Raw genomic sequence first — 24,806 nt, 5'->3', positions numbered from 1 at the left:
GGCTTGAGCTGCTATAATATCTTCTTTGTAAAGCGTTTAGCTTCTGTTGTGTATATGCATGCTGGATCCGATCCTAATATATTGTCATCATAGGCGAATGCCCTAGCTCGACTACCGCCACACACGTCCTTATTTGAACATGCGCCACATGGTCCTGAAAATTTCCTGTTTCTTATATCAAGCAGAAGCTCGTTGTCCCTGTATACGGTTGAAATGTTAAGATGTTTAATGTTACCAAGTTCGACAGGTAGAAAACCGCCAGGATATATTGACCCAGTGTACGATACAAATAGTATTCCGTCGCCGTCAAGCGTGCCGGCCATACTTATAGAGCTAGTAGTGAAAGGTTTGCCGCATCGTATGTACAAGTCTTCGCGCATCGATTTATACTTATCGTTCATCCAGTACATGCCTTTTTCTCTTCTCTGTCTTACAATGCGCCTTATAAATGGTGCTTCTACTGTTCTTATAACAACGCCATACTGAGATGCGTCGTAGAGAAAGTTGCATGTGCTTTCATAATCTTCTGGCTCGATATCTAATGCATTGCTTCCCCTGCCTGTAGTTATAAGGAAAAACACCTCCCATGTTGTAATCCCTAAATTTCTTATTAGTTGAAATATTGCAGGTAACTGGGATATGTTATGCTTCATTACGACAGTATTTATTTGCGCATTAAGACCAATACTTAACGCGTCTTTAATGGCTTGTATGGTCTTTTTGTATGTTCCTGGAACACCCCTGATATAGTCATGCATCTCCTCAGCGCTACTGTCCAAACTTATTGAAATTGACAATACTCCCAATTCTTTAATTCTTTTTAGTGATTCCTTGGATAAACTTTCTGATACTGCAGGGGCGATTGCTGACTTTATCCCTTTGCTTGAAGCATATTGTACAAGAATTTCCAAATCCGTCCTGCTCATTGGATCTCCTCCGGTAAAAATCAGCAGAGGGGCCGGAGTCCCAAATCCTGCGATCTGCTCTATTAAGTTTTTGCCATCTTCTGTACTCATTTGCCCTTCTTCAGGAAAATTAATCGCATCTGCCCTACAATGTATGCACTTTAATGGGCATACGTTTGTCATCTCCCAGAATACAAGTACTGGCTTATTGTTGAATGCCATATAATTCACGTGAACTTTTATGCTTTTATCTTTGTATTTTACATTAATGCAGCTATAATAGTTATAAAAACCATTATTGCAAGATTTACGTAAGAAACAAGAGTACTCTTCTTACGCACGTTAGTAAGGCTTTCCAAATCTCCTTTTCTTGCGTACTTAGCTATTAGTTTACCATAATGCTTCCCAGGGCCATAAAGCATGATTATAAGCACAGCAGTAGAGATTACCATTGCAATGACAAGATAAATGTTATATCCACCATTGTACAAATTTTTGGGTATATACCATATTGCGTTTACAATACCTGTAATTATTAGTGTAGCAAGAAGCATCCATGTAAGTTTTGCAAATCTTTTTGATATCTTTGCAACTATAATGGTACGCTCTGCCTCGTCTTTTATTGCGTCTTTAGAACCAGGCACAAGCACCAGCCACATGAAAAAAGACCCACCTATGAATAGTATTGCACTGAAAAGATGTACCCATATAAAAAGATATTTTAACACTTCTAATATAGGATACAAGTAAGCACCAAGTTTTTTAATAATATTAAGAAATTGATTCTTAAATACTTTCTTTTTGAATACAAATCAACTACAGAAAAGCGGCGTTTCGCTTTTTCGGTAGCAATACCATGCGGTATTCTGTCAACTAATCGATTTATAATTATAAAAATGAATATCACTACATGAAAATAAAAGATATAATTTAGAACTTTATTTACAACCTGCAAACTCTGATTTGTATGTAAACCCTAATTACACATTATACAAAGAACCAGAAAACTATGAGTCATTATTATTTAGACCTAGTTATGCTCATTACATTATGCTTTGTAAGCTTGACTTAACTGCTATGCTCTTTTTAATCTTTTATGGCAATACTTTTTGATGGATGGAGAAAATGCGATTGGCGATGGCGGGTTCGACATAAATAAAAAGCTTGAAGAGCTGCCAATAGACATCAGGCTTAGGGCAATAGACAGGCTTAAGGTCACAAGGCTGCGGCACAGGAAAGGCGTATTCACAAGGCTTATGCTGATACTTGCGCTTATAGGCCCTGGCATACTCGTAATGGTTGCGGACAACGATGCCGGAGGGGTCATAACATATGCCCAAACAGGCTCGATTTTCGGGCTCGGGTTCTTCATACCGCTAATGGTTTTAATGGTGCCTACTGCCTATTTAGTCCAGGAGATGACTGTAAGGCTTGCTGCTGTTACAAGAAGGGGCCATGCGGAGATGATATGGAAGAGGTATGGGCCATTTTGGGGAGCCTTTTCTTTAGGCGACCTTGTAATAGCAAATTCGCTTACATTGGTTACAGAATTCATAGGCATAACATTCGGGCTTAGCATATTTGGAGTAAAGCCGTTGTTTGCAGTGTTAATAGGAATCGCGTTTGTTTCCACGGTTATGTTTACATTGAGATACCACAAGTGGGAGAGGGCCAGCCTTATAATAGCGTTCTTCAACATGATATTTATACCGCTTGTGTTCTTCGCCCGCCCTGATTGGAGCCTTGTGGCAAGCACATTTCTCACATGGCATATTAATGGAGGGATTACTACATTGTTCATATATGTGCTTTTGGCCAATATAGGCACTACCATTGCACCCTGGATGTTGTTCTTCCAGCAGAGCTCTGAGGTTGACAAGGGCACAGTGCCGGAGGATATAGGAGCGGCTAAAAGAGACACTTTTGTCGGTGCAATCATAATGGCAGTGGTCGCAATATGCATAATAGTGCTTACAGGTACCGTTGTTTTTGGATCTGGAATTGTAGGGACAACAACGTCCACAACAAGCTATAACATTTCATTCATATTGAAAACAATAGCCAGTAAAATAGGGACACTTCCTGTTGAGCTGTTCGCCATAGGGCTTGTTGATGCAGGGATAATAGCGGCAATAGCGCTGACCGCAGGCACCTCTTGGGCAGTGGGAGAGGCTTTCAACTGGCCCAAAAGCATAAACCTGCCGTTTCTTGAGGGCAGGAAATTCTACATACCAGGGCTAATAAGCATGTTCATAGCTGCTTCGATAGTGCTCATACCCAATGTGCCATTGGGATTCCTCAACATAACGGTGCAGGTGATAGCTTCGATATTCATGCCTGCTGCACTTCTTTTCCTTTTGCTTCTGGTCAATGACAAGGAGGTCATGGGCAAGCGCGTAAACAAGAGATGGGAAAACGTTTCAATAATAACGATAATGGTTGTGCTGGTGAGCATGAGCAGCCTTTACGGGCTAAGCTTGGTGTTCCCGCACTTGCTATAGGTGTTTTGAATGGCTTTGGATGGAAAAGAGTTTGGATTCATAAAGAACGATAAGGATTGGGAAAACTTCCTTAAGAGGGAAAAGCTGAAAGACTATTCCAAGATACCGGTAAAGCGGGCCAAGGTAGGAGGATGGGTCAAATTCGCCTTCATTTTCCTTAGGATATACATAGTCATAATGCTTGTGCTCATAATCCTTGGATTCCTGAATATAATATGAATTATTTCTTTATCTCTTGATCCGATATTATTAGAATTCCTGCCTTTTCCATTGCAGACTTGTAGAACCCGTATGCTTTTTCATCCACTATAACGACTACGAATCCGTAATCTCTTGTCCTTTTGGCCAGCATTCTTGATGTCGACGATGCAGATTTCTTTCCGGTTTCATATTCTAATGCCATTTTGTTGCCGTATGCATAAGCTACAACATCCGGACCTGCGCTGTTATCTATCGCACGATTTTCGATACCGTTAGCGGAAAGCCATGAACAGATTGCGTTTACTCCAAGCTCGTGACCTATGCTAAGTGATGGATTTTTGGTCATTAGCCATTCAGAACCCGATGAAAAGCTGCTTGATATTTTTCCCGATTTTTTTAACGATTCTATCTGTTCTTCGGTAAAACCCAGCTTAAGTGCTTCCTCTTTGCGCATTGGACGCTTCAAAACGTTTTCAGAAGCGTAATTTTGATAATCGTGATTATTGTTTTCTAATGGCTTTGCAACCTTTATTGTTATTTTCACCGGAAGCGCGAATTCAGGGCATGAGAGTAGGAAATGATATTTCTGCAGAAAGGATATATCGCCATAGAGAAACTTTTCCATTGCCGGATCGCCATGCGCCATTACAGAAGCCATATATCGCCTTTCCGATGGGTCCGGAGAACCAAAAGTAATTATGCATGAAGAGTTCTCCACCATGTCCTTGGGAAGGGATATGGCCATGTGCGTAGATACGATTATACCTATGCCGTACTTTCTTCCCTCTCTGACTATCTTTTTTATTATTCCTGTTTGCGAATCGTAGTCGGATATTACAAAGTCCAGCTCGTCTATAATTATGTAATTTGAAAGTTTATGCGTTATTGGCATCGAATGCATCCTTGAATATAGCCTTTGCAGAAGCTCGTGCATTATTATCCTTTTTGCATAGGGGCTTTTCACGTGCCTTAGGGGTATTGATACTACGCCTTCGAAAAGGTCATTTATGCCGTCTAGGGAACTGTCTCCGTGGCCCAGGTTTAAAGAGCCGAGCCTGTTGAGTATGCTATAAAGCCTTGACTTTTCAGCTGCGGTGCGGGAGTTTGCAATGAATGTATTTATTGTCCTGACCAATGTTTCCATGCTTGGCACGTTTTCGATATTTGCTTGGTATATGGAGCGCATGCCCGAAATAGAATAGGCATAACGTATGCACGAGTGCAGTGAATTTGACTGCAGGTAACCGAAATTGAATACGTCGGAAAAAATGGATGTTAGCTCTTGTATGCGCTCTCCGGCGCTCAGCCCGTCAAGCGCGAATATGTTTATGTCTTTGAAAGGATCTATGGTTTTACCGTTGACTGCGCTTATTATATCATAATGCTCGCTGTCTGAATCAAATAGAAGGATATTTGTACCTGAAGAAGCCAGCCCGCTTATGAGCTTTTTTAGCAGGGTGCTCTTGCCGTTTCCGCTTGCTCCAGCTATTATTATGTGCGGGCTGTTGTATTCATGCGGCTTTATGTATACGGTGCCCTTGGCATGTTTCCACGCAAAAGGTATTGCCTTTTTCTCTGCGCCGTGAAACATTAATGTATGAATCGATGGGTAGCCAATTGCTTCGCCTACGCTTATGCCTTCGATTGTGGCTGTGCTGCCGCTGCGCGGCTCCTTTTTCATAATGTATCCAATGAGCCTTTCCAGGCTCTCGCTCATATTGTTCATTTTAACACCATTGCCATAGCTTCAGAATTAGATTACGTTGATGTGTGCAGTAATAGCGGCCAGTTTTGTTTAAATCCCTAGCGCCCAGAAAAGTTATTGAATGCTTTATATACTTTTTCAGCAAAACCTGTAATGCTTGTCAATATGCCAGGGTGGCAGAATCTGGTAACGCGCCGGTCTTGAGTTTTCAAAACGTCAAGAGCTGATTAGTGATGCGAAAAGGCGCGACAGGTAAACCGGTGCCCTCGCGGGCTTTAGGGTTCAAATCCCTACCCTGGCGAATCCGCTTATTGGAAGTTCACGATATGCTTTTCGAAGCGCTCCTGCGCCAAGATTCGGAATTGCCATGCCCGCTCCTTAAAAGCGTTGTACTGCTTGGCGATAGTTCTTCCTTGCGGAGTTTATTCAGGAGCCCATATATGGAGCCCTGCTCGTTCTTGAGCTGCAGCTGCATGCCCAACACGACGTTATAGGGTATGTACCAGACCTCGTCGCATATGTCCTTCGCTCCATACCCGTACTTCTTAAGCTCTATCTTCAGCTTGTCCGGCTTCTTGGGCATTTTGTCTGTTATGAGTATAAGGTGATACTGCGAGCTTACGGGATTATGCTTGAAAGAATTCATCTTTTCTATGAACCTTTTATCTATGTATCTCTTGCCATGCGTCTCTATGAGCACGGTTTTGTCGTTGTACGCGTCGGTCAGCACAAAATCAGGAGTGTATGTTATGACCTCTTCGTTGCTGTTTAGATAGAATTGAAGGCTTTTGTAGGAGAATCCAATGCCCATCAGGTCTAGAGCGGCTGCGACATTTGCCTCAAATGTGGAGGAAAATTTGAATTTGTTTTTCTCCATTATGTTTACTGCCATTTGTTCCCAAAGCTCCAACAATACACCTCGGCAAAGCTAGCGCTAAGGATTAATCCCTACTTGGACGCGAGCAACCCATACCCTCAATAGCTTTTTATTGCATCCTTTTTTATTGCTTGACTTTTCTATCAAGTTGTTAGATTTATTTCTTTCCAAAAAGCCTTTGGAGCTCGTCCCTTACGGCAGTTTCTGACGCGGGATTGAAATGGGCAGCGCCCACCATGCATACGCCCAGGTCTGAATAGGTTTTTATGGAAAGCTTGGGCACGCTTGCGTTTGGCCCGATCGCAGATTCCAGCTCCTTTATCAAATCTGTGAGCTGAACTACGAATCTGGCTATTAGGTCATAATTATGCGGCTTTAGATATACTATTGCAAAATAGCTTGAGCTGCCCCTGAAGCGCATTGCCATGCCTACGTCTTTTCCCAAAATCGACCTTTCTATCGTTACTTTTGGCCATGAAGGCACATCCTCCTTTGCCATGTACTCCGATACTATTGAAGATGCTGTGCGCAGGATTGCTTCATGCCCTTCGCCTATGCCTTTTTGCATTATCGACCTTATGCTTATTTCCTTTATTCCTTCCTTTAGGGACGCATATTCGTTTATGAAATCGGCAAGATTGTTTTTCAATGCCTCGGTTGCCGAAAGGACCTTTTCCACTACGTAAGAAAAGTTCGTGATATCGGACTGCTTTTGTGTTGCCGCGATTATCTTCTTGGATGCGATTATGGCTTCTTCCTTATCTATCTTTCCGTACGCCTTCCTGCTCACGTCAAGAAGCACTTTGGCAATGGGCCATGAATGTTCGCTTAACTCATCTTTTATAGATTCGAAAAGTCTGTTTTCATCAACGCAAACCGAATACGGGTCGTTTTTAATAGTCTTGAGGCCAAGCTCTTCCCTGACGTAGTCCACTACCAGCTTGTAGTCCGTAGCGGCGTTCACCACCAATGCAAGTTTCTGCATGTTGGAATAGGTATTAGTGTAGCTGTTTATGGCCTCGTTGAGGCTATGTGCCGCACGTATGGTAGTTTGGTCCTTTACTCTGAGAAGATTATATAGCACAACCCCAGACAGCTTTGACACGAGTTCTAGTCTCTGCTTTTCTATATTTTCGCCTACTGGCGTATAATATTCTGCTTTTAGGAAATTTTTATTGTTTTTTTCCATGCAAAACATTTTGTGTTTTTAAACATCAGTTTTTCGGCACTTCGGCTTTGTAGCTTATTTTCATGTCTATTACTTTGTTCGAATCTCCGAAAAGGAAATGCGCATCCACGAATTTCCCACCCAGCACATAGGGCAACCAGTATTTGTCGTCATCCCACATCATATCCAATGGTATTGAGCTTATTTTGAACCATTCCGGCTTCATCTCCTCACTTTCTGATATCTCCCCTTCCCATTCGTCTGCTATGTACACGTGAACTCTCTGGTTAAATTCGCTTTTTGGTTCGCTTCCGCCAAAATAAAAACGTAGCAATGCAGCCTTGTAATAATTTTTGGGGCGGGCACCGACCTCTTCTACCGATTCCCTTATCATTGCGTCTTCCACAGTTTCCCCAGCCTTGAGCTTCCCTCCAGCGCCATTCAGCTTGCCTGCTCCGAATCCACGCTTTTTCATTGCAAGCAGCACTTTCGAGGCTTTTTTATCAACAAAATAGCAAAGGGTTACGTCTCTCAAAGAATCAGAGTACTTGTCAATGTAATCGCTTATTTTGTTGCCATCCATAAAAGTTTGCCCCAAATAATAGTTATAGGAATAGAGGATATAATATTTATTTGTTAACTGCTGGAGTAGGTGCCCATATATTCGCAATGCCCTATGACACTGGCTTTTAGCTTGTCGTCCATCGGCTTTCTGTGCATCCCCTTTGGCAGCTTTTCCAGGGATGTTGCATATGCCCTAAAATAATACCTGTGCGGCTTTCCCTTAGGAGGGCATGGGCCGTTATAGCCTTCGTTGCCAAAATCGTTTATTCCAAAACTTATATCAGAGTGCTTTGAAGCATGGTCTATCCTTCCAACATCTGGAGGTATGTTGTAGGCTATCCAGTGCGTGAATGTGCCCATAGGAGCATCGGGATCATCCATTATTAGGACTATGCTCTTCGTACCTTCAGGTATGTCGCTTATCTCAACGGTCGGCTGAGTGTCTATTCCTTTGCAAGTAAACTGATCGGGTATGCGCTCACCCTGCCCGAATCCCCTTACCAGTATCTTCATGCTAATCAAACTGTAATAAAAACTGCAATAAAAAGTATAAATTACTTTGTAGGAAAAGAGTGCCAGACTTGGTTAATTGGCTTATGACCCCATTATTGGCGCAATATCGGTTCAAGGCCATTTCCTGCCTCTTTTTGGACCGCATCGCTTATTTCTTTGATTAGAGCGTCTATCTTGAGTTTGGTTTCTTCTGAAGGATACATGAAAAGGCTCTTTATTTGCATATTTGCAGATTCATCGCCTTTTTCTAATGAAAACTCATAGTGTATACCGCTTTTTATGTCAGAAAATTCGCCGCGTGAGATTATTTTATCGGTTATCCTTTTTGCTTCTCCAATCATTTCTGGAATAACTTTTACAGAACATTTGGTTTTCAGCCCGGCTTGCTGTACTTTAGCTTCGTAAACATAATCCTGCATTTGGCTCACGTATAATAGAGTGATAGGAAATATTCCGCTTTAGATAATATTTATAGCTTTCTTTCTGTTGCAAAGGAGTTTGTTCTGGAACAAGCTTAAATCCATTGCATGCGATTATACAAGAGATTGTCGCATGAATGGCATAATATCCGCGGGCCTAGGTTGGATTCTAGCAGGAATGGTATCTGGAGTAGTCTGGTTTGTTTTGCTTTCTCGCGGAATAGACAACTACGGGATGCTTGCCGTGACTGTTGTTGTGCTTTTGACTGGGACAGGAATGATAGCAATGAACAGGAAGATAACCGCGATTAGGGATTCGATAATCGCAGGAAGGGCAAGGCATCAATAAAAAAAGAAAAAGGGCCTTTGGTTACTTATGCCCAAAAGCCAAAAAACTGAAGCCAGAAGGAGTTGTTTCGGAGTTGTGCTTGTAAACAAGCACCCTGTTCATTGTTCTTTTTGTTAGCTGTGCGGTCATGTCCTCTTCGGTAACCAAGGCTATCGCCCTGACGAGCTCAGATACTGTGGAAGTAATTACCTCCTCTGGGTCTATGCCCACGAGCCCGTACTTGTAGTCCAAGAGCTTTTCTATGCCGTTCCGTATTTCCTGTTCGTACATGAACTCCCTTCGCAATTTTCCTTCAGTTGGCTCACGCTCACCTTCTTCGTCTTTGTCCATTCTAACCCCTCGGACGCGCCCTTGCTACGCACAGGTACAACCCCAGAAAAAGCTGTCTGCCATATTTGTATTGTGCATGGCTTGCGCACTGTCCAGTCAGGTTTTGCGGTTAAGCTATTTATACTTTACTATAATTATTTTACTTTAATAAGTAATTAAGGAATTTAGGTAATGTTTAAATACCTTTATTGCGTATTAAATACTGCCAGGGAAACTTGGCAAAACCCCAGAGGACGCGCCTGCGCTATGCGCAGGCGCTGTCTTTAAATAATAAGAATTATTCTACTCCTGGCTCAAGCATTTCCATCGTGCACTGCGAAGCATCAAGCTTCACCCTTATGCCCATAGGTATTGTTGTTATGTATTTGCCGTGGCAGCAAGCGAACTCTATGAACGCCGGCTTCTTTGGCATCTTGTTTGAGAACAGGTCCTGCAAAGTGCTGTGCATGGTGGCGTTTATGTAGTCTTCTATGAAAAGATGTTTCATCAGGTACGAAGTAACTCCCTGCGATTCGGATATGTTTTCTATCCCGTAGTTGGGCAGCTGTCCGAAGACTATGCCATTGGCCTTTTTCAATACCCCCTTTATCACAAGCGACGTTAATAGGTTGTCGAGCATCCATGGCTCAACGTTAACGTCCTCGAAGAAAAGGACCTTGCCGCGCGCATCAGGTATGTATTTTGTGCCTACGATTAGCGAGAATACTGTAAGGTTGCCACCCATCAGCTGGCCCTTCGTAGTGCCATCGTTTATGGATTTGGCCCATCCGCTTTCAAGAGGATTCTTTATCATTGCCTCTTCGCCCCTGCTTATTATCCCTATGAGATTGTTCCAGTTCGTTTGGAGGGCAGCTTCGTCCTCTTCGAATAGGTCTATGAGCATAGGACCCTGAAATGACGCCATGTGGGCCATCCTCATGAATGCCAGTTGCAAGAGCGTTATGTCGCTGTATCCTATGAATACCTTTGGGTGGTCCTTTATTATGTCGTAGTCTATGCTGTTGAGTATGTCTATCGAGCCTGCTCCGCCCTGCAGCACCATTACTGCGTCGTATTTGTCGCTCTTGAATGCATTCTCTATCTCGTTCTTCCTCGTTGCATCTCCAGCAGTCAGATAGCGCGTTGGAGATTCCCTTATCATGCTTGGCGCAAGGCTCACCTTGAAGCCCTGCTTTTCAAGAAACCTCACTGCCTTTGGCAGGGAACTGGTAGATGTGGCTGCGCTGGACGGAGCTATTATCCTTATAGTTCCCCCCTTCCTTAGCCTCGGGGGCTTGACCATAGGTTCGTACATGGTTGTAATTTGTCCGGCAAAGGATTTAACACTTGGCACCTGCGTTAGCTTATTATTTTATTGCTGTAAAGTATGTGCGTGGTAGTATGGCTTATCAGGAGAGAATAGATGCGTTAATAGAACACCACAGAAAGCTCGCAGAAAAACTCGATGCAGGGAGAGATAAAAAACTTGCAAAAGAGATGGAAGACAAGTTCGAAACGGCCCAGATACTCATCAGGGACTACGAGTTCAGGCTTGTCAAAAAGGGCATATAGATAAGTTGGGGGTGTAGCATACGAAGAAATCTTTAGAGTTAGGGAGACTTGTGGTAATCACTGGGCCCATGTTCTCCGGAAAAACATCAAGGCTGATAGAGCTTCTTGAGCGGGAACGCTTCGCTGGAAGGAAGGTCATACTTTTCAAGCCGGAAATTGACACGCGCTCGGTCGAAAGCAAGGTTAAAACGCACAAGGGCGCAGAATTAGACGCAACGGTAGTGAGAACCGGCAAAGCGGGAGTCAAGGCCATATTCGACGTGAGCTCGGATTACAATGTTATCGGAATAGACGAGGCCCAGTTTTGGGATGACGACTCTGGGCTGGAGGACACGCTTAACAAGCTGGCATCAATGAAAAAGATCGTTTATGTATCTACCCTCAACAAGGATTACAGAGGCATACCTTTTAACATATCGGAGAAGTTGCTCGCATATGCAGATTACATATATTCCCTGACTGCAGTTTGTACGAAGTGCGGAGAGGAAGCCGTATTCTCACAGAGGATGATCGACGGAACCTCAAAATCCGGGCCGCGCATAGTAATAGGGGGCAAGGAAGCCTACCAGCCAAGATGCAGAAATTGTTTTGTGACTCGCTAGGCTTCGAGCACCAAAGCGATGGGCTTCTTGAGCCCTATCGTTGCGCTTATCCTTTCTACTGCCTCTTTTGTGGATCCTACTACAACGACATCTTCGTTTGGCTCAGCGACAATGACGGCAGAAGCATCTTCGCTTACAGGAATGAGGCGCTTTACGCCCAGCTTGTCTGACAAAAGCCTAGCCTGCACCAAAGCGCGCGGATTCTCATATGCTATGGCGGTCGGCTTGCGGCTTATGTTGGAGCATAGTTTGTCTATTTTCCTGTAGATGGTTGAATACCTGTCTTCCGGATACGAAGCGAAATGCTTGCGCAACTCCGGAAGCATTGCGGGATTCGCTTTTTCGAATTCTGAAAGAGCCTCATTTTTCTCATAATCGAAAACTACCCATGTGTCGTCAGAAACCTCTTCGGCGTATATGTCAGGTTTTATCTTAGAGCGCGGTTTTGCCAGCATTGTGCACGTTACAAACCGTTCTTTTGGGAATGCGGCATGTAGTCGCTCCATGATGCTGGCAAGCGTTTTTCCAGTATCCACGAGCTCGTCGACAACTAGGACATATCCATTTCCGCTTGGGATTTTGAGGGCATCGACGCCACGCACGAATACCTCCTTTGTTGATGCGCCTATATCGTTATAATAACTTGCAGATATGCCGTAGGCTCTTACGTTTCCAAGTCTCGGATAAAGCGCCGAGGCAAGCACCATTCCACCTCTTTCTATGTATATCATGCTCTTTGGCATGCCTGCGTCCTTAAGCGATGCAGATATCTTCGCCGCGCTCGCATCGATATCGGCAATGGATTTGAATATTATCTTGGTTTTTGATTTCAAGAAATTAAAAAACTCAAGCCATTCTCCTGCGCTTATCAAAGGTTCGTCAAGCAGGCCGGCGTTAATTATGCCCTTGGACAGCCTTACCGATTGTGGCTCGGACAGCGACGAAAGACGAAGCACGTTTTCGTCCATGAAAAGAGCTTCCGGAGTTCCATCGAATATTATCGATCCCTTGCTCATGACTATCGCCCTGCGGCAATATTCGGCCACCAACCGCATGTCGTGAGTTATCAGCAAAACTGTGACGCCCTCTTCGTTCAGGCTTTTTATTATCTCCATTATTTCCATGGCCATTTTGTAGTCCTGCCCAGTTGTGGGCTCGTCGACTATAAGCACTTCCGGCTTTATTACTATGCTGCTGGCTACCGCAAGCCTGCGCTTCTGGCCTCTTCCCAGGAATACAGGGTCCTCTTCGGCCTTGTCTGAAAGGCCTACGCGCTTGAGTATGTTTGTGATTTTTTCGTCTGCTTCCTTTCCAGTTATGCCGGCGTTCTTCAGCGAATAATTGACCTCGGAAGTGACGCTCCTTGTAAATATCTGATGGTCCGGATTCTGGAAAACATAGCTTACGTGCAAGGGCAGCTTGAGCCGGTCTCTCTTTGAGCGCGGATTAAGCCCGGCAACCTCTGCAGTCCCAGAACCTGGCGCTAGTATCCCGGATATTATTTTTGAAAGCGTGCTTTTTCCAGAACCGTTCTGGCCCACCAGGGCCACTAGCGATCCCTTTTCTATTTCTAGGTTTATGTTTTCCAGTGCCTTTGTCCCGTCGTCGTACGAAAAAGATACCCCGTTTAATTTTATTATTGGATTTGATACTGTGGGCTTTTTCCGCTCTATTTTGAATCCAGTTTTCGGTATTCCGAGCTTCGGGCTTTCGTCTACGGAAAAATAGTCGGAGAGCTCCGATACTTCTGGCGCGTATATATTGTATTTGGATATCAGCTCCTTGTCAGAATATATTTCTTCTGGCCTGCCAGTTTTGACGATAGAACCTTCGTACAACAGGGCCAGCCTGTCGGCGAATCTCAGCATCACGTCCGGATTGTGTTCTACCAGGATTATGGTCATTCCGGATTCTTTCTTTATCCGTGCAATAGTTTCTATCACTTCCATTTTCCCCTTCGGATCAAGATCCGAAGTGGGCTCGTCAAGTATCAGTATCCTGGGCTTCATTGCCAGGAAGCTTGCTATCACTAGCCTTTGCTTCTGCCCTCCGGACAGTTCAGATGGATGAATCTTTTCTGCATAGTCATAAAGCTCTCCCAGGCCGACGAGCTCCAGCGCGTCCTTTATGCGTTTGAGCATTTCCTTCTTTTCAAGCCCCATGAGCTGCAGGCCCAAAGAGACCTCGTTCATGACGCTCATGCTTAGAAACTGGCTTTCGGGATCCTGCATTACGAGACCCACATCCGGGGCCGTGATGCCAGTCCCGGAAAGCTTGAGCTCTCCGTTGATTATATCCGCTTTTGTTACGGTTTTGCCCAAGACACTTATTTCGCCCTTTATTCCGTCTTGAAAATTTAGTGGCAACTTGAGCTGATGCGGTATAAGGCCAGCTATGGAATAACAGAGCGTGGTCTTTCCGGAGCCGCTTGGCCCTGTAATGCCCAGGAATTCGCCTTCCTTGACGCTAAGGTTTATCCCTTTCAGGGCATAGTTGCTCTTTATGCCGGTAAAATTGGGATATCTCCAATAAAAATCACTTATAGTTATGGAATCCATGGGTACACCTAGTCAGATAAACGGGAGAACCAGCATGAAAGCGCCAAATGCCATTATAACAGCATCGCTAGCTTTAAACCTCTTTTCCGAGATGAAATCCGACATACCCTTCGATTTGGAGAATCCTCTCGATTCGAGCGCAAACCCCATGTCTACAGAACGCTTTATCATGGATGTAGTAAGAGGTATCGATAGCATTACGAATGAGGTTACTTTCTTTACTATGTTTGTCGATGTGCCGCCTGCACCTCTGGCAAATTGGGCCTGCCTTATCGAATCCAGGTCGTCGGACATTATGTTTAGGCTCCTGGCTATCAGCGATGCGAAGAACACGACCTTGAACGGGGCCTTAATTTTTTTCAATGCGGATATTATGTCGGCATCCCTAGTGCTCATTATCGTAAGCAGAGTCATGAAAGCCATAGATGCATACCCGGATATCTTGCCTATGCCCACGTATATCGACAGGCTTGTTATCTTTAGCGTAGCCCCTAGTAGTGTCATGCTGAAAAGAGTATTGGTACCTATCTGGTTGAAAACTATCCACCAAGCCATCATGACGAAAAGCGCAACGACTAATAGCGCAAGATAACTCTTGACCAGATATTTTATGGTACCACTCTCAAATAAAAAGCCCACGGCAAACGCCAGGACCAGAAGATTGTATGTGAGATCCGGAACTGGGCGTATTATAGATGCCACCACGCCAACGGAAAGTAGTATAAGCAGCAGGAACTTGGCTATCGGATTCATATTGACATAAAAGGAGTCGGAACGGGCAGAAAACAGTATGGTCTTAACCTTGCGTTTCTGCCCACGGGAAGCCGACGCCTGCATTCACGACACCCAGCCAGTGTTTACGAGCCCAAAGCGTTCTACTACAGGAGTAACATACTTGGCCAGGAACGGCGCTATTAGAAGGACTATAGCATCTCCAAGAATCCACAGCCCAGCTCCAAGTAAATATGCGCTGGCGGGGACGAAACCGAGAAGCACGAGGATCCATACTCCCCAAAGGCCCCCGATTATGTTAGTAATCCCCATCACCCACAGTACAAACCATGCTGCGGATTTCTTGCTTTTCATTATGTCCCTGCCCAACGGGTCCACACCGTGCTTTCTAAGGTATCCCCTGTAAAGAAGAAATATAAGCAATGCAGGTATGAGGTCCCCTATACTAAATCCCAATGCAGGAAGTACTGGCAATCCTGTCAACAGCCCGGATCCGACGAATGCGCCGATCCATGCACCCAGTATTCCCCAGACTCCCCACCAGAGCGTGAAAACGACGAAGAAAGGATAAGCCCAGTAAAGGAACCCTATCCCGGGACCAACCACCGGAGTGGCTATCGCCCCAAGCCATGAAAGCAGTATCACCACCGCCATTTGTATCGCAAAAAGCGCGTATTGCGTAGTTGTTAGCCTTCCTCCCCTCCACCTGAGAGTGTATTGCGAAAACTTCTCGTTCAAACCAGCAGTAACTTCACCCATAGCATAACCCCGATTTAGATTTTTATGGATGATTTAAATAGCTTAGTTTATTGGGCTATAAAAAGTTTTGCAGTTCAGGATTTTGTAGAATTGTTTTTATAGTTTCGTTCACATGGATACAGTTTAGAGCATATCCTACTTCCAGAAGCAAAATTCACTGCAATTACTGGATTGTTGGAAGGGGCATGCCTTCCGTATTACTTCAGAAACTTATAGGCGTGTATCCTTCGTCTATGCTCTTTGTTATGTATTCGCCTGCCTTGACAAGGTTAACCTTTTTGCCGAGTTTCTCCTCCACCTTGGCATTCTGCGCCACGAATATGCATGCGGATGGCTTTTCGCTGCCGAAAGAGTTTTCGATGAGCTTTGACACTTCATCGTCGTTGGCTATGGTTACCTCGCTTGGGCCGAAGAATAGTATTCTTACATCGTGCCCTGCCTGCTTTTGCCTTGCACTGAAGCCTATCCCAAGGCTTATCTTATCCTTTTCCTTGCTTGATATTATTGACAGTATTTTAGTCATCCTTATCACCATCATCCGGAAGCTTTTCTATTATCTCGCTCATTTCCGCGTAATGCTTTTTTATTATGGGGTCTGCCATTGGGCCGAGCATCTTCTTGGTGTTTATCCTGCACAGACCCATGGCTTCTTTCAGGCCTTCTTTTGTAGGATTCTTTATATCGACGTTGCACTTTCTGAAAGCGTCGCCTACGAAGAGCTTCACCCTTGCTCTGAGCTCCTTTTTGGGAATTTCCTGCCCCAGTGCCTTGTTTATTTCCTCGTTTGCAGTTTCAAAGCAGTTTATGAGGCGTTCTACCGCAACATCTGGCGTTATTTCGCCGTTGTGCTTTTTTGCCATTCTGATCACTAAGCATAGGCTATTCTGAACTAAATTATTTACCTTAAAAGCCTTTTATATGAGGTAAATATTTGCAAATCAAAGCCTTTTTAGATTTTAAAGGTTATGCTTATGTCTGCGTGATTTTATGGAAGAACTGGTTATATGCTGCATGGACAGGAGGCTTAATGATTTTCTGGAAAATAAATACGGTGGCGCGTTTGTTTTGAGGAATGCCGGGGCGAATGTGGCTCCATTGATGCCGATGATAAAACAAATAGTGAGAGAAAATGGCATAGATACAATAACGCTGGTGACTCACGACGATTGTGGAGCGATGGGGAAGGCTTTTGCCGTTATAAAGAAAGGCGCGGAAGCCACTGATGAGCTTAAGGACGAGCTTATAAACCAGTTTAAAACCGTAGATTTTGAAACAAAGGGCCAGCTTGAGGAGAAGAATACTGAACTTCAGCTTGGCGCATTGAAAAAGGAATTCCCGAACATTACAGTACAGGCAAAACCCGTTAAGATGTCCGACATAAAGGTTCCAGAAGATAATAAAGAGCACAAGATGCTGGTCCTAAGCCCAGGAAAACCTGAATATGACAGGATATTTAAGGGCCTTGATTTAATGCCTTCGCAATGCTACATGGTGCAGGCATCAATAAACAATGCAATGCCGGATATGGAGCTCGCAGTGAACGACCTGCACGCAAAAGAGGTCTTTTTTGTAGTAAGCGACAAGGACAACCCAAGAGATGTCAAGCGCGATGCCGATACTGCTTCGCTTAAGCTTACAAGACTGGGCGCAGAAGTTAAAAGGTATGATACACGGACCGTAAGAAAAAGCTTCGCATAGGCGCTTTTGCAGAAATGACGTTGCTCGCTAATCGCCGCTTTGCAAATGTACTACAAAGATCATGCCATTACAGGTTATGGGCGTGTGCAGTTATTTAAAACAAGGCCAGAAGAATAGCAGCTGCAACCATTATTCCGAATCCTGTCCACTGCAATGGCCTTAGCTTATCATTATAGAAAAGCCGGCCCAGCAGCGCCACGAATATGGGGCTTATGGCAATTATTCCCGCGCCTATGGCCACAAAGCCCGTTGTGCTGACAAAACCGAATGCATCGTTCCCAAATGCGTCTACAATACCTATGAGTGCTGCCATCGATATTGGAATGTAAAGGGAACGCAGGGCTGGGAGGCGCCTTGCTTTTGCAGTATGCCTTACCCTATTTGAAGATATGGCAAAGAACACTACAACTGCCGCGGCTGCTACGATCCTGGCTATGAGCAGAGGTTCTGCAAAGCTTCCGGAAGTATGTATGACTTCTATCATCAGAACCCAGAAAAGGCCCCAAGACACGTTGGCCAGCACTGCATACAAGAGGCGCAGGTTGAACTTGAGGTTTTCGCTGAGCATTACGACAACCGAGCCGCAGAATATGATTATTATAAGAAGGAAGTTCACTATGCTTATCTTCTCGCCTAGGCCCAGTATCCCGAAAATTATTATTATTGCAGGAAGGATTTCGTTTATTACGAATGTGCTTGTTACATTTTCTGTAGATACGGATTTGTATATCAGCATAAAGCCTGCGCCCCAGAAAAGGCCGGCTATCGCTGAAAGCGCAATTCCGAAATATGTCATAGAAGAAGGATATAGCATTGCTACTATGGCAAAAGGCAGCAGGCCCACTACAAGGATTATCGAAGTGGTCAGGCTTATGCCCAGCTTGGATACCGGCTTTTTGGACAGGGCATCCTCAAAACCCCAAAGAAGCGATGCGGACAATGCAGCAATTATCACGTACTGCATCAGATCCATTTTACCGCCGAAGTCAATGTGCTGGAAAGAAGTCCTGCAAGCCAACTTTATGCAAGGGCATGGGCCTGGTGAGATTTGAACTCACGACCTACGGCTTATAAGACCGCCGCTCTGACCAGGCTGAGCTACAAGCCCATTGCTGCAGAAAGTTATGTTGAAAAGCATATTTATTACTTTTGAATTGCGCCGGCCCATCACTGCATCGTCAGATTGTTGTTGACGTAGCTGGGCTTTTGCGGGACCGGAGGAAGTCCTCCTGTGTAATTGGTTATCTCCAGTATCCTCAGAGGATACGTTCCGTTTACAAGGTTCTCGCCAGGCGTAGTTGTTGTATTTGGATATACTTGCTTGAACCCTGGCAGCGAGCCGAACATGAAACCCTTGTAGAAGTTGGATATGTAGAAGGATGACGGAGCGTCGGTTATTGTATCGTTTGGACCGTTGGGAGTATATACTACAAGATACTGGACGAATTCTATCCCGTTTATGTTCGTTACACCCAGATCGTACGATAATGGTATCATTGCGTTAATCTTGGTGCCGTTGCTGCTGTAAAGCTGTATGTCGCCGTTCTTCGTTGGCGACGTGCTTACGCACACTGTGGTGTTGGACAGGGCATCTCCTATCGCGGTGTACGCCTTTATGTAAAGGTTTGTGCTGTTGGATATTGAGCAGTAGTAGTTTATGTTCTGCGATGTCGTCGAATTTGGAGGCTCCAGAGCTGCAAGCGGCAGGAATGCATATTCAGGATCGTGGCTAATTTCACAAGGCGAAGTGCCAAGCACGTAAGGCACAGGAGGGCTCTGGGCTGCACCCTGTGCTATTGCATATGCCCTCGAGGTCTCGTTGACGTTCACGCATGCGAGGAAGTCTAGGGCTTGCCATTTTTGTATCAGACCCTGATCAAATATTATGTAGCGCGTCTGGTTTGTGTTCATCATATTTCGCAATACTGCAGGAGTATAGTTGTCCTTTGGACCCAATACGTAGCTGGCTGCCACAGCGTAGTCTTCAGTAGGCTCGGCGTTGTCTCCGCGTATAACTGCGTTGCTGTGCCCGAACCAGTTTATCCAGTCGCCGTAGTCCCACCACGCAAGAACACGTGGCGCATTGGGGCCAACGTTGGCACGCATCCATGCAGTCGCGGAAAGCCAGTAGCTTGGTACGACGTTGCAGAAGAGGTCGTAGCCTATGCTCGACGTAGCGGCTATAGTGCTGCAGGCAGTTGCGGGATTAGCAGAGTATACTGCGCTGGAACTCAGAGCAGACACTACAGAGCTTATCTCTCCCAGCATCAAGCTGCCGTTGAGCAGTGTGCCGACTATGAATATTATTAGGAATATGCCAAAGACGTACCATAGCTGCTTCTTGTACGCCTCCATCTTGTGCATCAGTATAAGGGCTATTATGAATATCAGGGCGAATATTGGGGATATGAAAAATATTCCCAGGCTTATTGCTGCAGTTATGTAGAATTCTGCATTCTTTACGGGCTTTGCCTCGAACATGTCGGTGTATCTTGTATTTGTGGCAATCTCATAAACGAAACCGCCTGCTATCCCAAGTATTATGGCCAGTATTATCCCGTAGAACGAGCCGAGTATTATAAGTATTGCTCCAACAGCTACGAGTACCCCTATTATCGCGGCCTCGGCATATTTGAGCTTGAACCCGTTCCTGAACAGGTATATGCCTTCCCCGAGCATTATGCAGAACAGCAGTATGTAGACGGTGCCGAAGTGCGGCAGATATTTTACCTCGGAGAAACCGGCGAACATCAGAGGAGTGGCTATAGAAAGATAAAGTATTGACGTATTGCTTTTCTTGTAGAATATGCTCAGTACTATCAGCACCAGAGCGACTATGCTTATGATCCATATAAGCAATGGTATTCCTGCTATGTCGGCCCCTATGAAACCGAAGCCCGAAGAGCCGAAGTTGTACATGGCACCAGTCGGTATGAATTCTTCAACCGTCATGAAAAGTGCGGTTGATGGGGTGGTAAACCTCTTGCTTAGGCTCACATATGCGGTTATCGGCTTGCCTGCGGGAGTGAAAACTATGACCAAGCCCGCTATTATAATTATGACCAGTATCCATTCCAGATATGCTTTCATGTTTACTTCCTTGAAAAGCAGGTGGCGCTTGGCCAGCATCCCAGGAACAAACTCTATTATGGCAACCATTACTAGCGCGAGAAGCGGGCCGCTGACGGTTATAGGTATGTGCAGAATTGTGGGAATTCTGCCAGACAGAGTTGCATGATACGGGTTGTACATGGCCAGGAATATGGCTATCACTATTATGACTATGGCGTTCATCTGGTAGAAGTACTTGCTTGTCTTGTTCTGCAGCACGTTGACAACTCCCTGAACTATTATATAAATTGTAAGCACACCGGCATCTACGGTATAGTAGTGCGCTCCCAGGAAAGTAGTCACGAATGCAAGCCCTGCAAGTATCGCCAGGCGCTTGCTCTTCATATCCTTGATCGCTAGCGCATACGCAGCGAAGAAGAAGAAAAGGGTGAATATGCCCCACGGCTCAAGAAGCTGCTCGCCGGAAACGAATGTAGTATATAGCACTGGCATCGTAGACGCTAGAGCTGCTCCTATGAGTGCTATCTTGTTGCCATATTCATAATAAAGAAGTATAAATACGGAGAAAACCAGCAGTGCAGCCGTTATCGGCGGGTATACTCCACCGACATAGCTCATCAGTGTTGTGGAGAACGTTGTGTATTTTGGGCCGAAGGCATTGGAGAGGTCATACCAGTATGCTTCAAGATAAGGAACCACTGGCTGTATCCTCATGCTCGTGCCCTGAGGCACTATAGGCCAGGCACTGGGCGAAAGATAAATCTGATAACCGAACGTAAGTATCGACTCTGCGGAAAGCATGTCGAAATATGGGTCAAACTCGAAGAATTTCGGCGTTATGCCGACGCTCATCATGCGCGTTCCGAAAACCAGAAGCATAAGCAGCGCAAGGACCAGATAGGTCTTGTTTATCTGCATTCCGGATTTCGCCGCTACGTTCTTCGCAGCGTTGTTGGAAAGCTTGTCAAGTAGAATACGCTCCTCCTGCTCGTGGTCCTTTATTAGCCTGTTTCTCTCGTCAGACTGAAGCGCGTTTATGCGCTCGCGGTCTTGCTCTGACAGGTTTATGGCGTTGAGCTCTCTTGTGTGCCTTTCGGAAAGCACCTTTTCCTCTTCTATGTGCTTTTCTATTATGGATTTGGCAGCGTCGAAGGACCTAAGCTTATGCCTCAGTTCCGAGAGCTCCAGGGTTTCGCTCTGCTTCATGCTGTCAATCTGTGCTTCCTCTGCCTTCGCTTCTCTACCCCTTGATATGGGATTGGACAGGCTGAGCTTGAATACTCCCTGCCATAGGCACAGGATTATCCCCACTATTGATAGGATAAGGGCGTTTACCTCGACTAGAGCCAAGGAGAAAGCAAAGAAGTGAATGTAGTTCATCAGGTAGGATTCCAGCCACGTGAGAGTGGGAACCGCTACGAGTCCAAATATGAATCCGATTACGGAGATCTCGAAAAGCCCGAGCTTTGTCTTCTTTAGCAGGGCGAATGCGAAAAGCTCTCCGGGTATCGTAAGCGTCAAAAACGTTATTATGCCCACAAGCAATATGTCCATTTAAGCTACCGTAACTTCACAATTCAGCTGTTGAGTATGGATTTTGGTATTTCTATCTTCCCAACCTGCCTGTCTGGAAATACTGTTCCTGGCGGCACTATCCTTACTCTTACACCTATGGCGCCGTATTTAGGGTATGCGGTTGCATCGCCCACAAGCACAAGATTTGTGACGTCGCCGGCCTTCGGTATGTATCCGACGCTCTTTCTTACGGTTTTTGCCCTTGCGCCCTTTGCAGCCAGCTTGCCCCTTATTATTATTTCAGCACCAAGAGCTCCATTCTCCATTATGCTCTTCAGCGTGAACTGCATTATCTTCCTTGGGTTTATCGACCTTTCAAGCTTGAACGTTATGTCCTTTGCGACAAGCAGGGGCTCAAGCATCTTGTTCTGCACCTCTATCACGCTTATCTGCGGGTTGTTGACGTTGAAGTTCTTGTGTATCGATTCTGTAAGCTCGTTTATGCTCTTTCCCATCCTTCCTATGACCCTTCCCGGGTTCAGGACGTAAACGGTTATCCTTGTAAGCACTGGCGTCTTCTGTATCTCCACCCTTGAGAAGCCTGCCTTTGTCAGCTCCTTGCTCAGAAACTTTGAGATATTCATCTTTATTATTGCGTCGTCTATAAACTTCATTTCTATTGCCATCAAATCATACCTTTTGTGCTGCTACTTCGGCTTTCTGCTGGGGCTGCTGTTTTTCCTTTGCCGCCGGCTTTGACTTTGGCGCAGTCTTTGGCGCTTGCTTCTTGGAAGCTTTCTTTGACAAAGCGCTGTTGAGGTTCAGCATCTTCGTTGCCTTTTCTCCCAGTTTTACGTCCTCCGGAGCTGCTATCCCTATTTCTACCTTTGCAAATTCGACATCAGAATGCCTCATCGCAGCAAAGCCGTAGCTGTCACTGTGGTAAAGCATTCCCTTTGATGGGGTCCTCCTGTATATCTGCGTTTTGTTTGCAGACGCATGCACTACGAAAAGGTTGTCTGTTTCTATGCCCTTGCTCTTGGCGTTGCTTATTGCCATTTCCAGAACCTTCTTCACCACTGCAGCGCATTTTACAGGATATCTGCCCTTGCGGCCTCCGAGCTCATGCCTCGAGCCCATGCCCTTGTTGTGGTTCCTGTATGGCACTGGTGCAGAGGCCTTGATTACCTTCTCAAGCGCCTCGGCAGCCTGCGCAGCGTTCTTGTACCTCACGTAGTCGCATATGGCTCCCAGGTCCTTGAAGCTGGCGTTTATGTCCTTTGCGCCGGCGAAGATTACCTTTCCCTTTTCCATGTTGAAAGAATAGTTCAAAAAAATCACTTATTTCTGCGACAGGAACTTGCTTCCGCGCGTTGCCTTTATTCCAGGTGCCGAGTGCTGCACGCGCCTTGTCGAGTAGACGAATTCACCGAGCCTGTGTCCAAGCATTGCTGGCTGAATCTCAACGTGTTGGTATTCCTTGCCGTTATAAATATCAAAAGAAAGGCCGACCCAGGACGGCATTATTAGGGCTTCCCTTGTCCTAGTCTTTATAGGGCTTGTGGATCCCGAAGCCTTGGCATGCTCTATCTTCTCGTTTAGCTCTCTCAGCTGAAGCGAGTTCCTCTTGAGCCAGCGCCTCTGCCTTGACTTTATCAGCTTCGAGTACTGTGCGGCATCTATGCCAGCTGCTTCCGCAGGGAGCATGCCCTTGAATGCTATCCTTTCGACCATTTAAAAAACCTTCATCTATTTTTCTATGTTATTATTTTGCAGCCTTCCTTCCGCGTGCCTGCTTTACCCTTGACACATAGCCGTTGCTGTCCACGAAGTAAAGGAAGCCCTTCTCTCTTTCTATTTTTTCGTTGCCTACCTTGGCCTTCCTTCCGGACTTGTTCGACCTAGTCGGATTCTGCCATACGTAGCCGTCCTTTCCGAGATAATACAGGTATCCCTCCTCTCTCTTTATTGCTTCTCTCGAAATTTTTTCTGCCATGTCAACACCATTTAGTGTATTTTTATTTGTAAGCAAAGCTTTTAAACCACATCTTTTGTTTTGCTTTTAGGGGTTTACCTCTTTTTCCTGCCTACGCGGCGCGCCGCTATGTGGCCTACCTTCCTTCCTGGAGGTGCGTTCCTTGATGTCATGCTGCTCTTTCCCTTGTGGTGCTGCTTGCCTCCGAACGGGTGGTCCACCGGGTTCATCTTTACTCCACGGTTCCTCGGCCACGTCCTGTTTAAAGTGTGATACATGTAATGGCTCTTGCCTGCCTTTACTATTGGCTGATCCTTTACTCCCGCGCCTGCTATCATGCCCAACTGGGCCCTGCAGCCGCTGTCCAGAGTTACTGTCTGCTTTGAAGGCAGCTGGAGTGTAACATTATGCTCGGACTTCGCGATTATAACGGCGAACGAGCCGGCTGCTCTGACAAGCTTGCCCCCATCGCCCTTAAGCACCTCTAGGTTGTATACGGGAACTCCCTCTGGGACGTCACCGAGCCTGACTATGCTTCCGAGAACGGGCTTGGCGTCGGGGCCCATATAGATCTTGTCTCCTATCTTTATGCCTTCTGGTGCCACGTAGAAACCTCTGTTGAAGTCCTCGTACACAACGCACATAAGCGGTGCGCTGTGGCCAGTATGGTTGAATATGTCTATTACCTCTGCACTCATGCTTACGTCAGGGGCCTTTTCATAGGCTACGCTTATGTCAAATGTATTGGGCAGCTTGGTGTATACGTTGGAACCCTTGCCCCTTCTCTGCTGTCTGAGTTTCTTTCCCATATA

At 45.5% G+C, this 24,806-nt stretch carries 27 protein-coding genes, 2 tRNA genes and 1 pseudogene; 7 read left to right on the top strand and 23 right to left on the bottom strand.

Annotated features, from left to right (window positions below; all coding sequences use genetic code 11):
* Nucleotides 1–11 precede the first annotated feature (11 nt).
* Nucleotides 12–1,127, bottom strand: a complete 1,116-nt coding sequence (locus Micr_RS00540; RefSeq protein ID WP_203134722.1) for a TIGR04053 family radical SAM/SPASM domain-containing protein — start codon at nucleotides 1,125–1,127, stop codon at nucleotides 12–14.
* Between the two features lie 38 nt (nucleotides 1,128–1,165).
* Entirely contained in the window at nucleotides 1,166–1,549 is a 384-nt protein-coding gene (locus Micr_RS00535; protein ID WP_203134721.1) for a hypothetical protein, read from the bottom strand.
* 468 nt (nucleotides 1,550–2,017) lie between these two features.
* Between Micr_RS00535 and Micr_RS00530 the strand changes: the two genes are divergently transcribed.
* Together Micr_RS00530 and Micr_RS00525 are read left to right on the top strand one after the other, a co-directional pair.
* Nucleotides 2,018–3,406, top strand: coding sequence for an NRAMP family divalent metal transporter (locus Micr_RS00530; protein WP_203135111.1), 1,389 nt, complete (start codon nucleotides 2,018–2,020; stop codon nucleotides 3,404–3,406).
* Between the two features lie 9 nt (nucleotides 3,407–3,415).
* Entirely contained in the window at nucleotides 3,416–3,625 is a 210-nt protein-coding gene (locus Micr_RS00525; protein WP_203135140.1) for a hypothetical protein, read from the top strand.
* 1 nt (nucleotide 3,626) lies between these two features.
* Here Micr_RS00525 and Micr_RS00520 read toward each other — a convergent pair whose 3' ends face one another.
* Nucleotides 3,627–5,333 (bottom strand): ATP-binding protein, encoded by a 1,707-nt coding sequence (locus Micr_RS00520; RefSeq protein WP_203134720.1) that lies wholly within the window; start codon nucleotides 5,331–5,333, stop codon nucleotides 3,627–3,629.
* A 146-nt stretch (nucleotides 5,334–5,479) separates the two neighbouring features.
* Between Micr_RS00520 and Micr_RS00515 the strand changes: the two genes are divergently transcribed.
* Nucleotides 5,480–5,613: transfer RNA gene (locus Micr_RS00515), tRNA-Ser, on the top strand.
* Between the two features lie 18 nt (nucleotides 5,614–5,631).
* Here the strand turns inward: Micr_RS00515 and Micr_RS00510 are convergent.
* The 5 genes from Micr_RS00510 to Micr_RS00490 form a co-directional block, all read right to left on the bottom strand.
* Entirely contained in the window at nucleotides 5,632–6,222 is a 591-nt protein-coding gene (locus tag Micr_RS00510; protein WP_203134719.1) for a hypothetical protein, read from the bottom strand.
* A gap of 124 nt (nucleotides 6,223–6,346) precedes the next feature.
* Nucleotides 6,347–7,378, bottom strand: a complete 1,032-nt coding sequence (locus Micr_RS00505) for a hypothetical protein (protein WP_203134718.1) — start codon at nucleotides 7,376–7,378, stop codon at nucleotides 6,347–6,349.
* A gap of 25 nt (nucleotides 7,379–7,403) precedes the next feature.
* Nucleotides 7,404–7,940, bottom strand: a complete 537-nt coding sequence (locus tag Micr_RS00500; protein WP_203134717.1) for an 8-oxo-dGTP diphosphatase — start codon at nucleotides 7,938–7,940, stop codon at nucleotides 7,404–7,406.
* A 53-nt stretch (nucleotides 7,941–7,993) separates the two neighbouring features.
* Nucleotides 7,994–8,434 carry a YbhB/YbcL family Raf kinase inhibitor-like protein gene (locus Micr_RS00495; RefSeq protein WP_203134716.1) on the bottom strand — a complete coding sequence of 147 codons (441 nt, stop codon included), beginning with the start codon at nucleotides 8,432–8,434 and terminating at the stop codon, nucleotides 7,994–7,996.
* A gap of 92 nt (nucleotides 8,435–8,526) precedes the next feature.
* Nucleotides 8,527–8,853, bottom strand: a complete 327-nt coding sequence (locus Micr_RS00490) for a hypothetical protein (protein WP_203134715.1) — start codon at nucleotides 8,851–8,853, stop codon at nucleotides 8,527–8,529.
* Nucleotides 8,854–8,986: 133 nt separating this feature from the next.
* Between Micr_RS00490 and Micr_RS00485 the strand changes: the two genes are divergently transcribed.
* Nucleotides 8,987–9,202, top strand: coding sequence for a hypothetical protein (locus Micr_RS00485; RefSeq protein ID WP_203134714.1), 216 nt, complete (start codon nucleotides 8,987–8,989; stop codon nucleotides 9,200–9,202).
* Nucleotides 9,203–9,223: 21 nt separating this feature from the next.
* Here Micr_RS00485 and Micr_RS00480 read toward each other — a convergent pair whose 3' ends face one another.
* Nucleotides 9,224–9,532, bottom strand: coding sequence for a hypothetical protein (locus Micr_RS00480; RefSeq protein ID WP_203134713.1), 309 nt, complete (start codon nucleotides 9,530–9,532; stop codon nucleotides 9,224–9,226).
* A gap of 277 nt (nucleotides 9,533–9,809) precedes the next feature.
* A complete protein-coding gene (locus Micr_RS00475; protein WP_203134712.1) occupies nucleotides 9,810–10,826 on the bottom strand; it encodes a S66 peptidase family protein in 1,017 nt (338 codons plus the stop codon).
* Nucleotides 10,827–10,912: 86 nt separating this feature from the next.
* Between Micr_RS00475 and Micr_RS00470 the strand changes: the two genes are divergently transcribed.
* Both Micr_RS00470 and Micr_RS00465 read left to right on the top strand, forming a co-directional pair.
* Nucleotides 10,913–11,083, top strand: a complete 171-nt coding sequence (locus tag Micr_RS00470; protein ID WP_203134711.1) for a hypothetical protein — start codon at nucleotides 10,913–10,915, stop codon at nucleotides 11,081–11,083.
* Nucleotides 11,084–11,124: 41 nt separating this feature from the next.
* A pseudogene (locus Micr_RS00465) lies at nucleotides 11,125–11,685 on the top strand (thymidine kinase); the annotation flags it as partial.
* Here the strand turns inward: Micr_RS00465 and Micr_RS00460 are convergent.
* The 5 genes from Micr_RS00460 to Micr_RS00440 all read right to left on the bottom strand — a co-directional run bounded on the left by Micr_RS00460 (nucleotide 11,682) and on the right by Micr_RS00440 (nucleotide 16,594).
* A complete protein-coding gene (locus Micr_RS00460; RefSeq protein ID WP_203134709.1) occupies nucleotides 11,682–14,243 on the bottom strand; it encodes an energy-coupling factor transporter ATPase in 2,562 nt (853 codons plus the stop codon). The pseudogene Micr_RS00465 and the gene Micr_RS00460 overlap by 4 nt on opposite strands.
* A 12-nt stretch (nucleotides 14,244–14,255) precedes the next feature.
* On the bottom strand, nucleotides 14,256–15,080 hold the full coding sequence (locus Micr_RS00455; protein ID WP_203134708.1) for an energy-coupling factor transporter transmembrane component T family protein: 825 nt from the start codon (nucleotides 15,078–15,080) through the stop codon (nucleotides 14,256–14,258).
* Nucleotides 15,081–15,734: a hypothetical protein gene (locus Micr_RS00450; protein WP_203134707.1), complete on the bottom strand. Its 654-nt coding sequence runs from the start codon at nucleotides 15,732–15,734 to the stop codon at nucleotides 15,081–15,083.
* Nucleotides 15,735–15,936: 202 nt separating this feature from the next.
* Nucleotides 15,937–16,257 carry a hypothetical protein gene (locus Micr_RS00445; RefSeq protein ID WP_203134706.1) on the bottom strand — a complete coding sequence of 107 codons (321 nt, stop codon included), beginning with the start codon at nucleotides 16,255–16,257 and terminating at the stop codon, nucleotides 15,937–15,939.
* Nucleotides 16,250–16,594 (bottom strand): hypothetical protein, encoded by a 345-nt coding sequence (locus Micr_RS00440; protein ID WP_203134705.1) that lies wholly within the window; start codon nucleotides 16,592–16,594, stop codon nucleotides 16,250–16,252. Before Micr_RS00440 ends, Micr_RS00445 begins: the two co-directional genes overlap by 8 nt.
* A gap of 127 nt (nucleotides 16,595–16,721) precedes the next feature.
* Here Micr_RS00440 and Micr_RS00435 point away from each other — a divergent pair, with 127 nt between their 5' ends.
* Nucleotides 16,722–17,432, top strand: coding sequence for a carbonic anhydrase (locus Micr_RS00435; protein WP_203134704.1), 711 nt, complete (start codon nucleotides 16,722–16,724; stop codon nucleotides 17,430–17,432).
* A gap of 94 nt (nucleotides 17,433–17,526) precedes the next feature.
* Here the strand turns inward: Micr_RS00435 and Micr_RS00430 are convergent, their stop codons facing one another.
* The 8 genes from Micr_RS00430 to Micr_RS00395 form a co-directional block, all read right to left on the bottom strand.
* Complete coding sequence (locus Micr_RS00430) at nucleotides 17,527–18,405, bottom strand: EamA family transporter (RefSeq protein WP_203134703.1); 879 nt, start codon at nucleotides 18,403–18,405, stop codon at nucleotides 17,527–17,529.
* A 60-nt stretch (nucleotides 18,406–18,465) separates the two neighbouring features.
* A tRNA-Ile gene (locus Micr_RS00425) sits at nucleotides 18,466–18,540 on the bottom strand.
* Between the two features lie 59 nt (nucleotides 18,541–18,599).
* Nucleotides 18,600–22,058: a hypothetical protein gene (locus Micr_RS00420; RefSeq protein WP_203134702.1), complete on the bottom strand. Its 3,459-nt coding sequence runs from the start codon at nucleotides 22,056–22,058 to the stop codon at nucleotides 18,600–18,602.
* 23 nt (nucleotides 22,059–22,081) lie between these two features.
* Nucleotides 22,082–22,705 carry a 30S ribosomal protein S3 gene (locus tag Micr_RS00415; protein WP_203134701.1) on the bottom strand — a complete coding sequence of 208 codons (624 nt, stop codon included), beginning with the start codon at nucleotides 22,703–22,705 and terminating at the stop codon, nucleotides 22,082–22,084.
* 4 nt (nucleotides 22,706–22,709) lie between these two features.
* Nucleotides 22,710–23,351 carry a 50S ribosomal protein L22 gene (rplV, locus tag Micr_RS00410; protein WP_203134700.1) on the bottom strand — a complete coding sequence of 214 codons (642 nt, stop codon included), beginning with the start codon at nucleotides 23,349–23,351 and terminating at the stop codon, nucleotides 22,710–22,712.
* Nucleotides 23,352–23,360: 9 nt separating this feature from the next.
* On the bottom strand, nucleotides 23,361–23,753 hold the full coding sequence (locus tag Micr_RS00405) for a ribosomal protein S19 family protein (RefSeq protein WP_203134699.1): 393 nt from the start codon (nucleotides 23,751–23,753) through the stop codon (nucleotides 23,361–23,363).
* Nucleotides 23,754–23,784: 31 nt separating this feature from the next.
* Nucleotides 23,785–24,015: a hypothetical protein gene (locus tag Micr_RS00400; RefSeq protein ID WP_203134698.1), complete on the bottom strand. Its 231-nt coding sequence runs from the start codon at nucleotides 24,013–24,015 to the stop codon at nucleotides 23,785–23,787.
* Nucleotides 24,016–24,089: 74 nt separating this feature from the next.
* Entirely contained in the window at nucleotides 24,090–24,803 is a 714-nt protein-coding gene (locus Micr_RS00395) for a 50S ribosomal protein L2 (RefSeq protein ID WP_203134697.1), read from the bottom strand.
* Nucleotides 24,804–24,806 lie beyond the last annotated feature (3 nt).

The organism is Candidatus Micrarchaeum sp. (assembly GCF_016806735.1).
GTDB classification, from domain to species: domain Archaea; phylum Micrarchaeota; class Micrarchaeia; order Micrarchaeales; family Micrarchaeaceae; genus Micrarchaeum_A; species Micrarchaeum_A acidiphilum_A.
The sequence above is the reverse complement of the archived record's forward strand: the minus strand, read 5'-3'. Positions and strand labels throughout refer to the sequence as shown.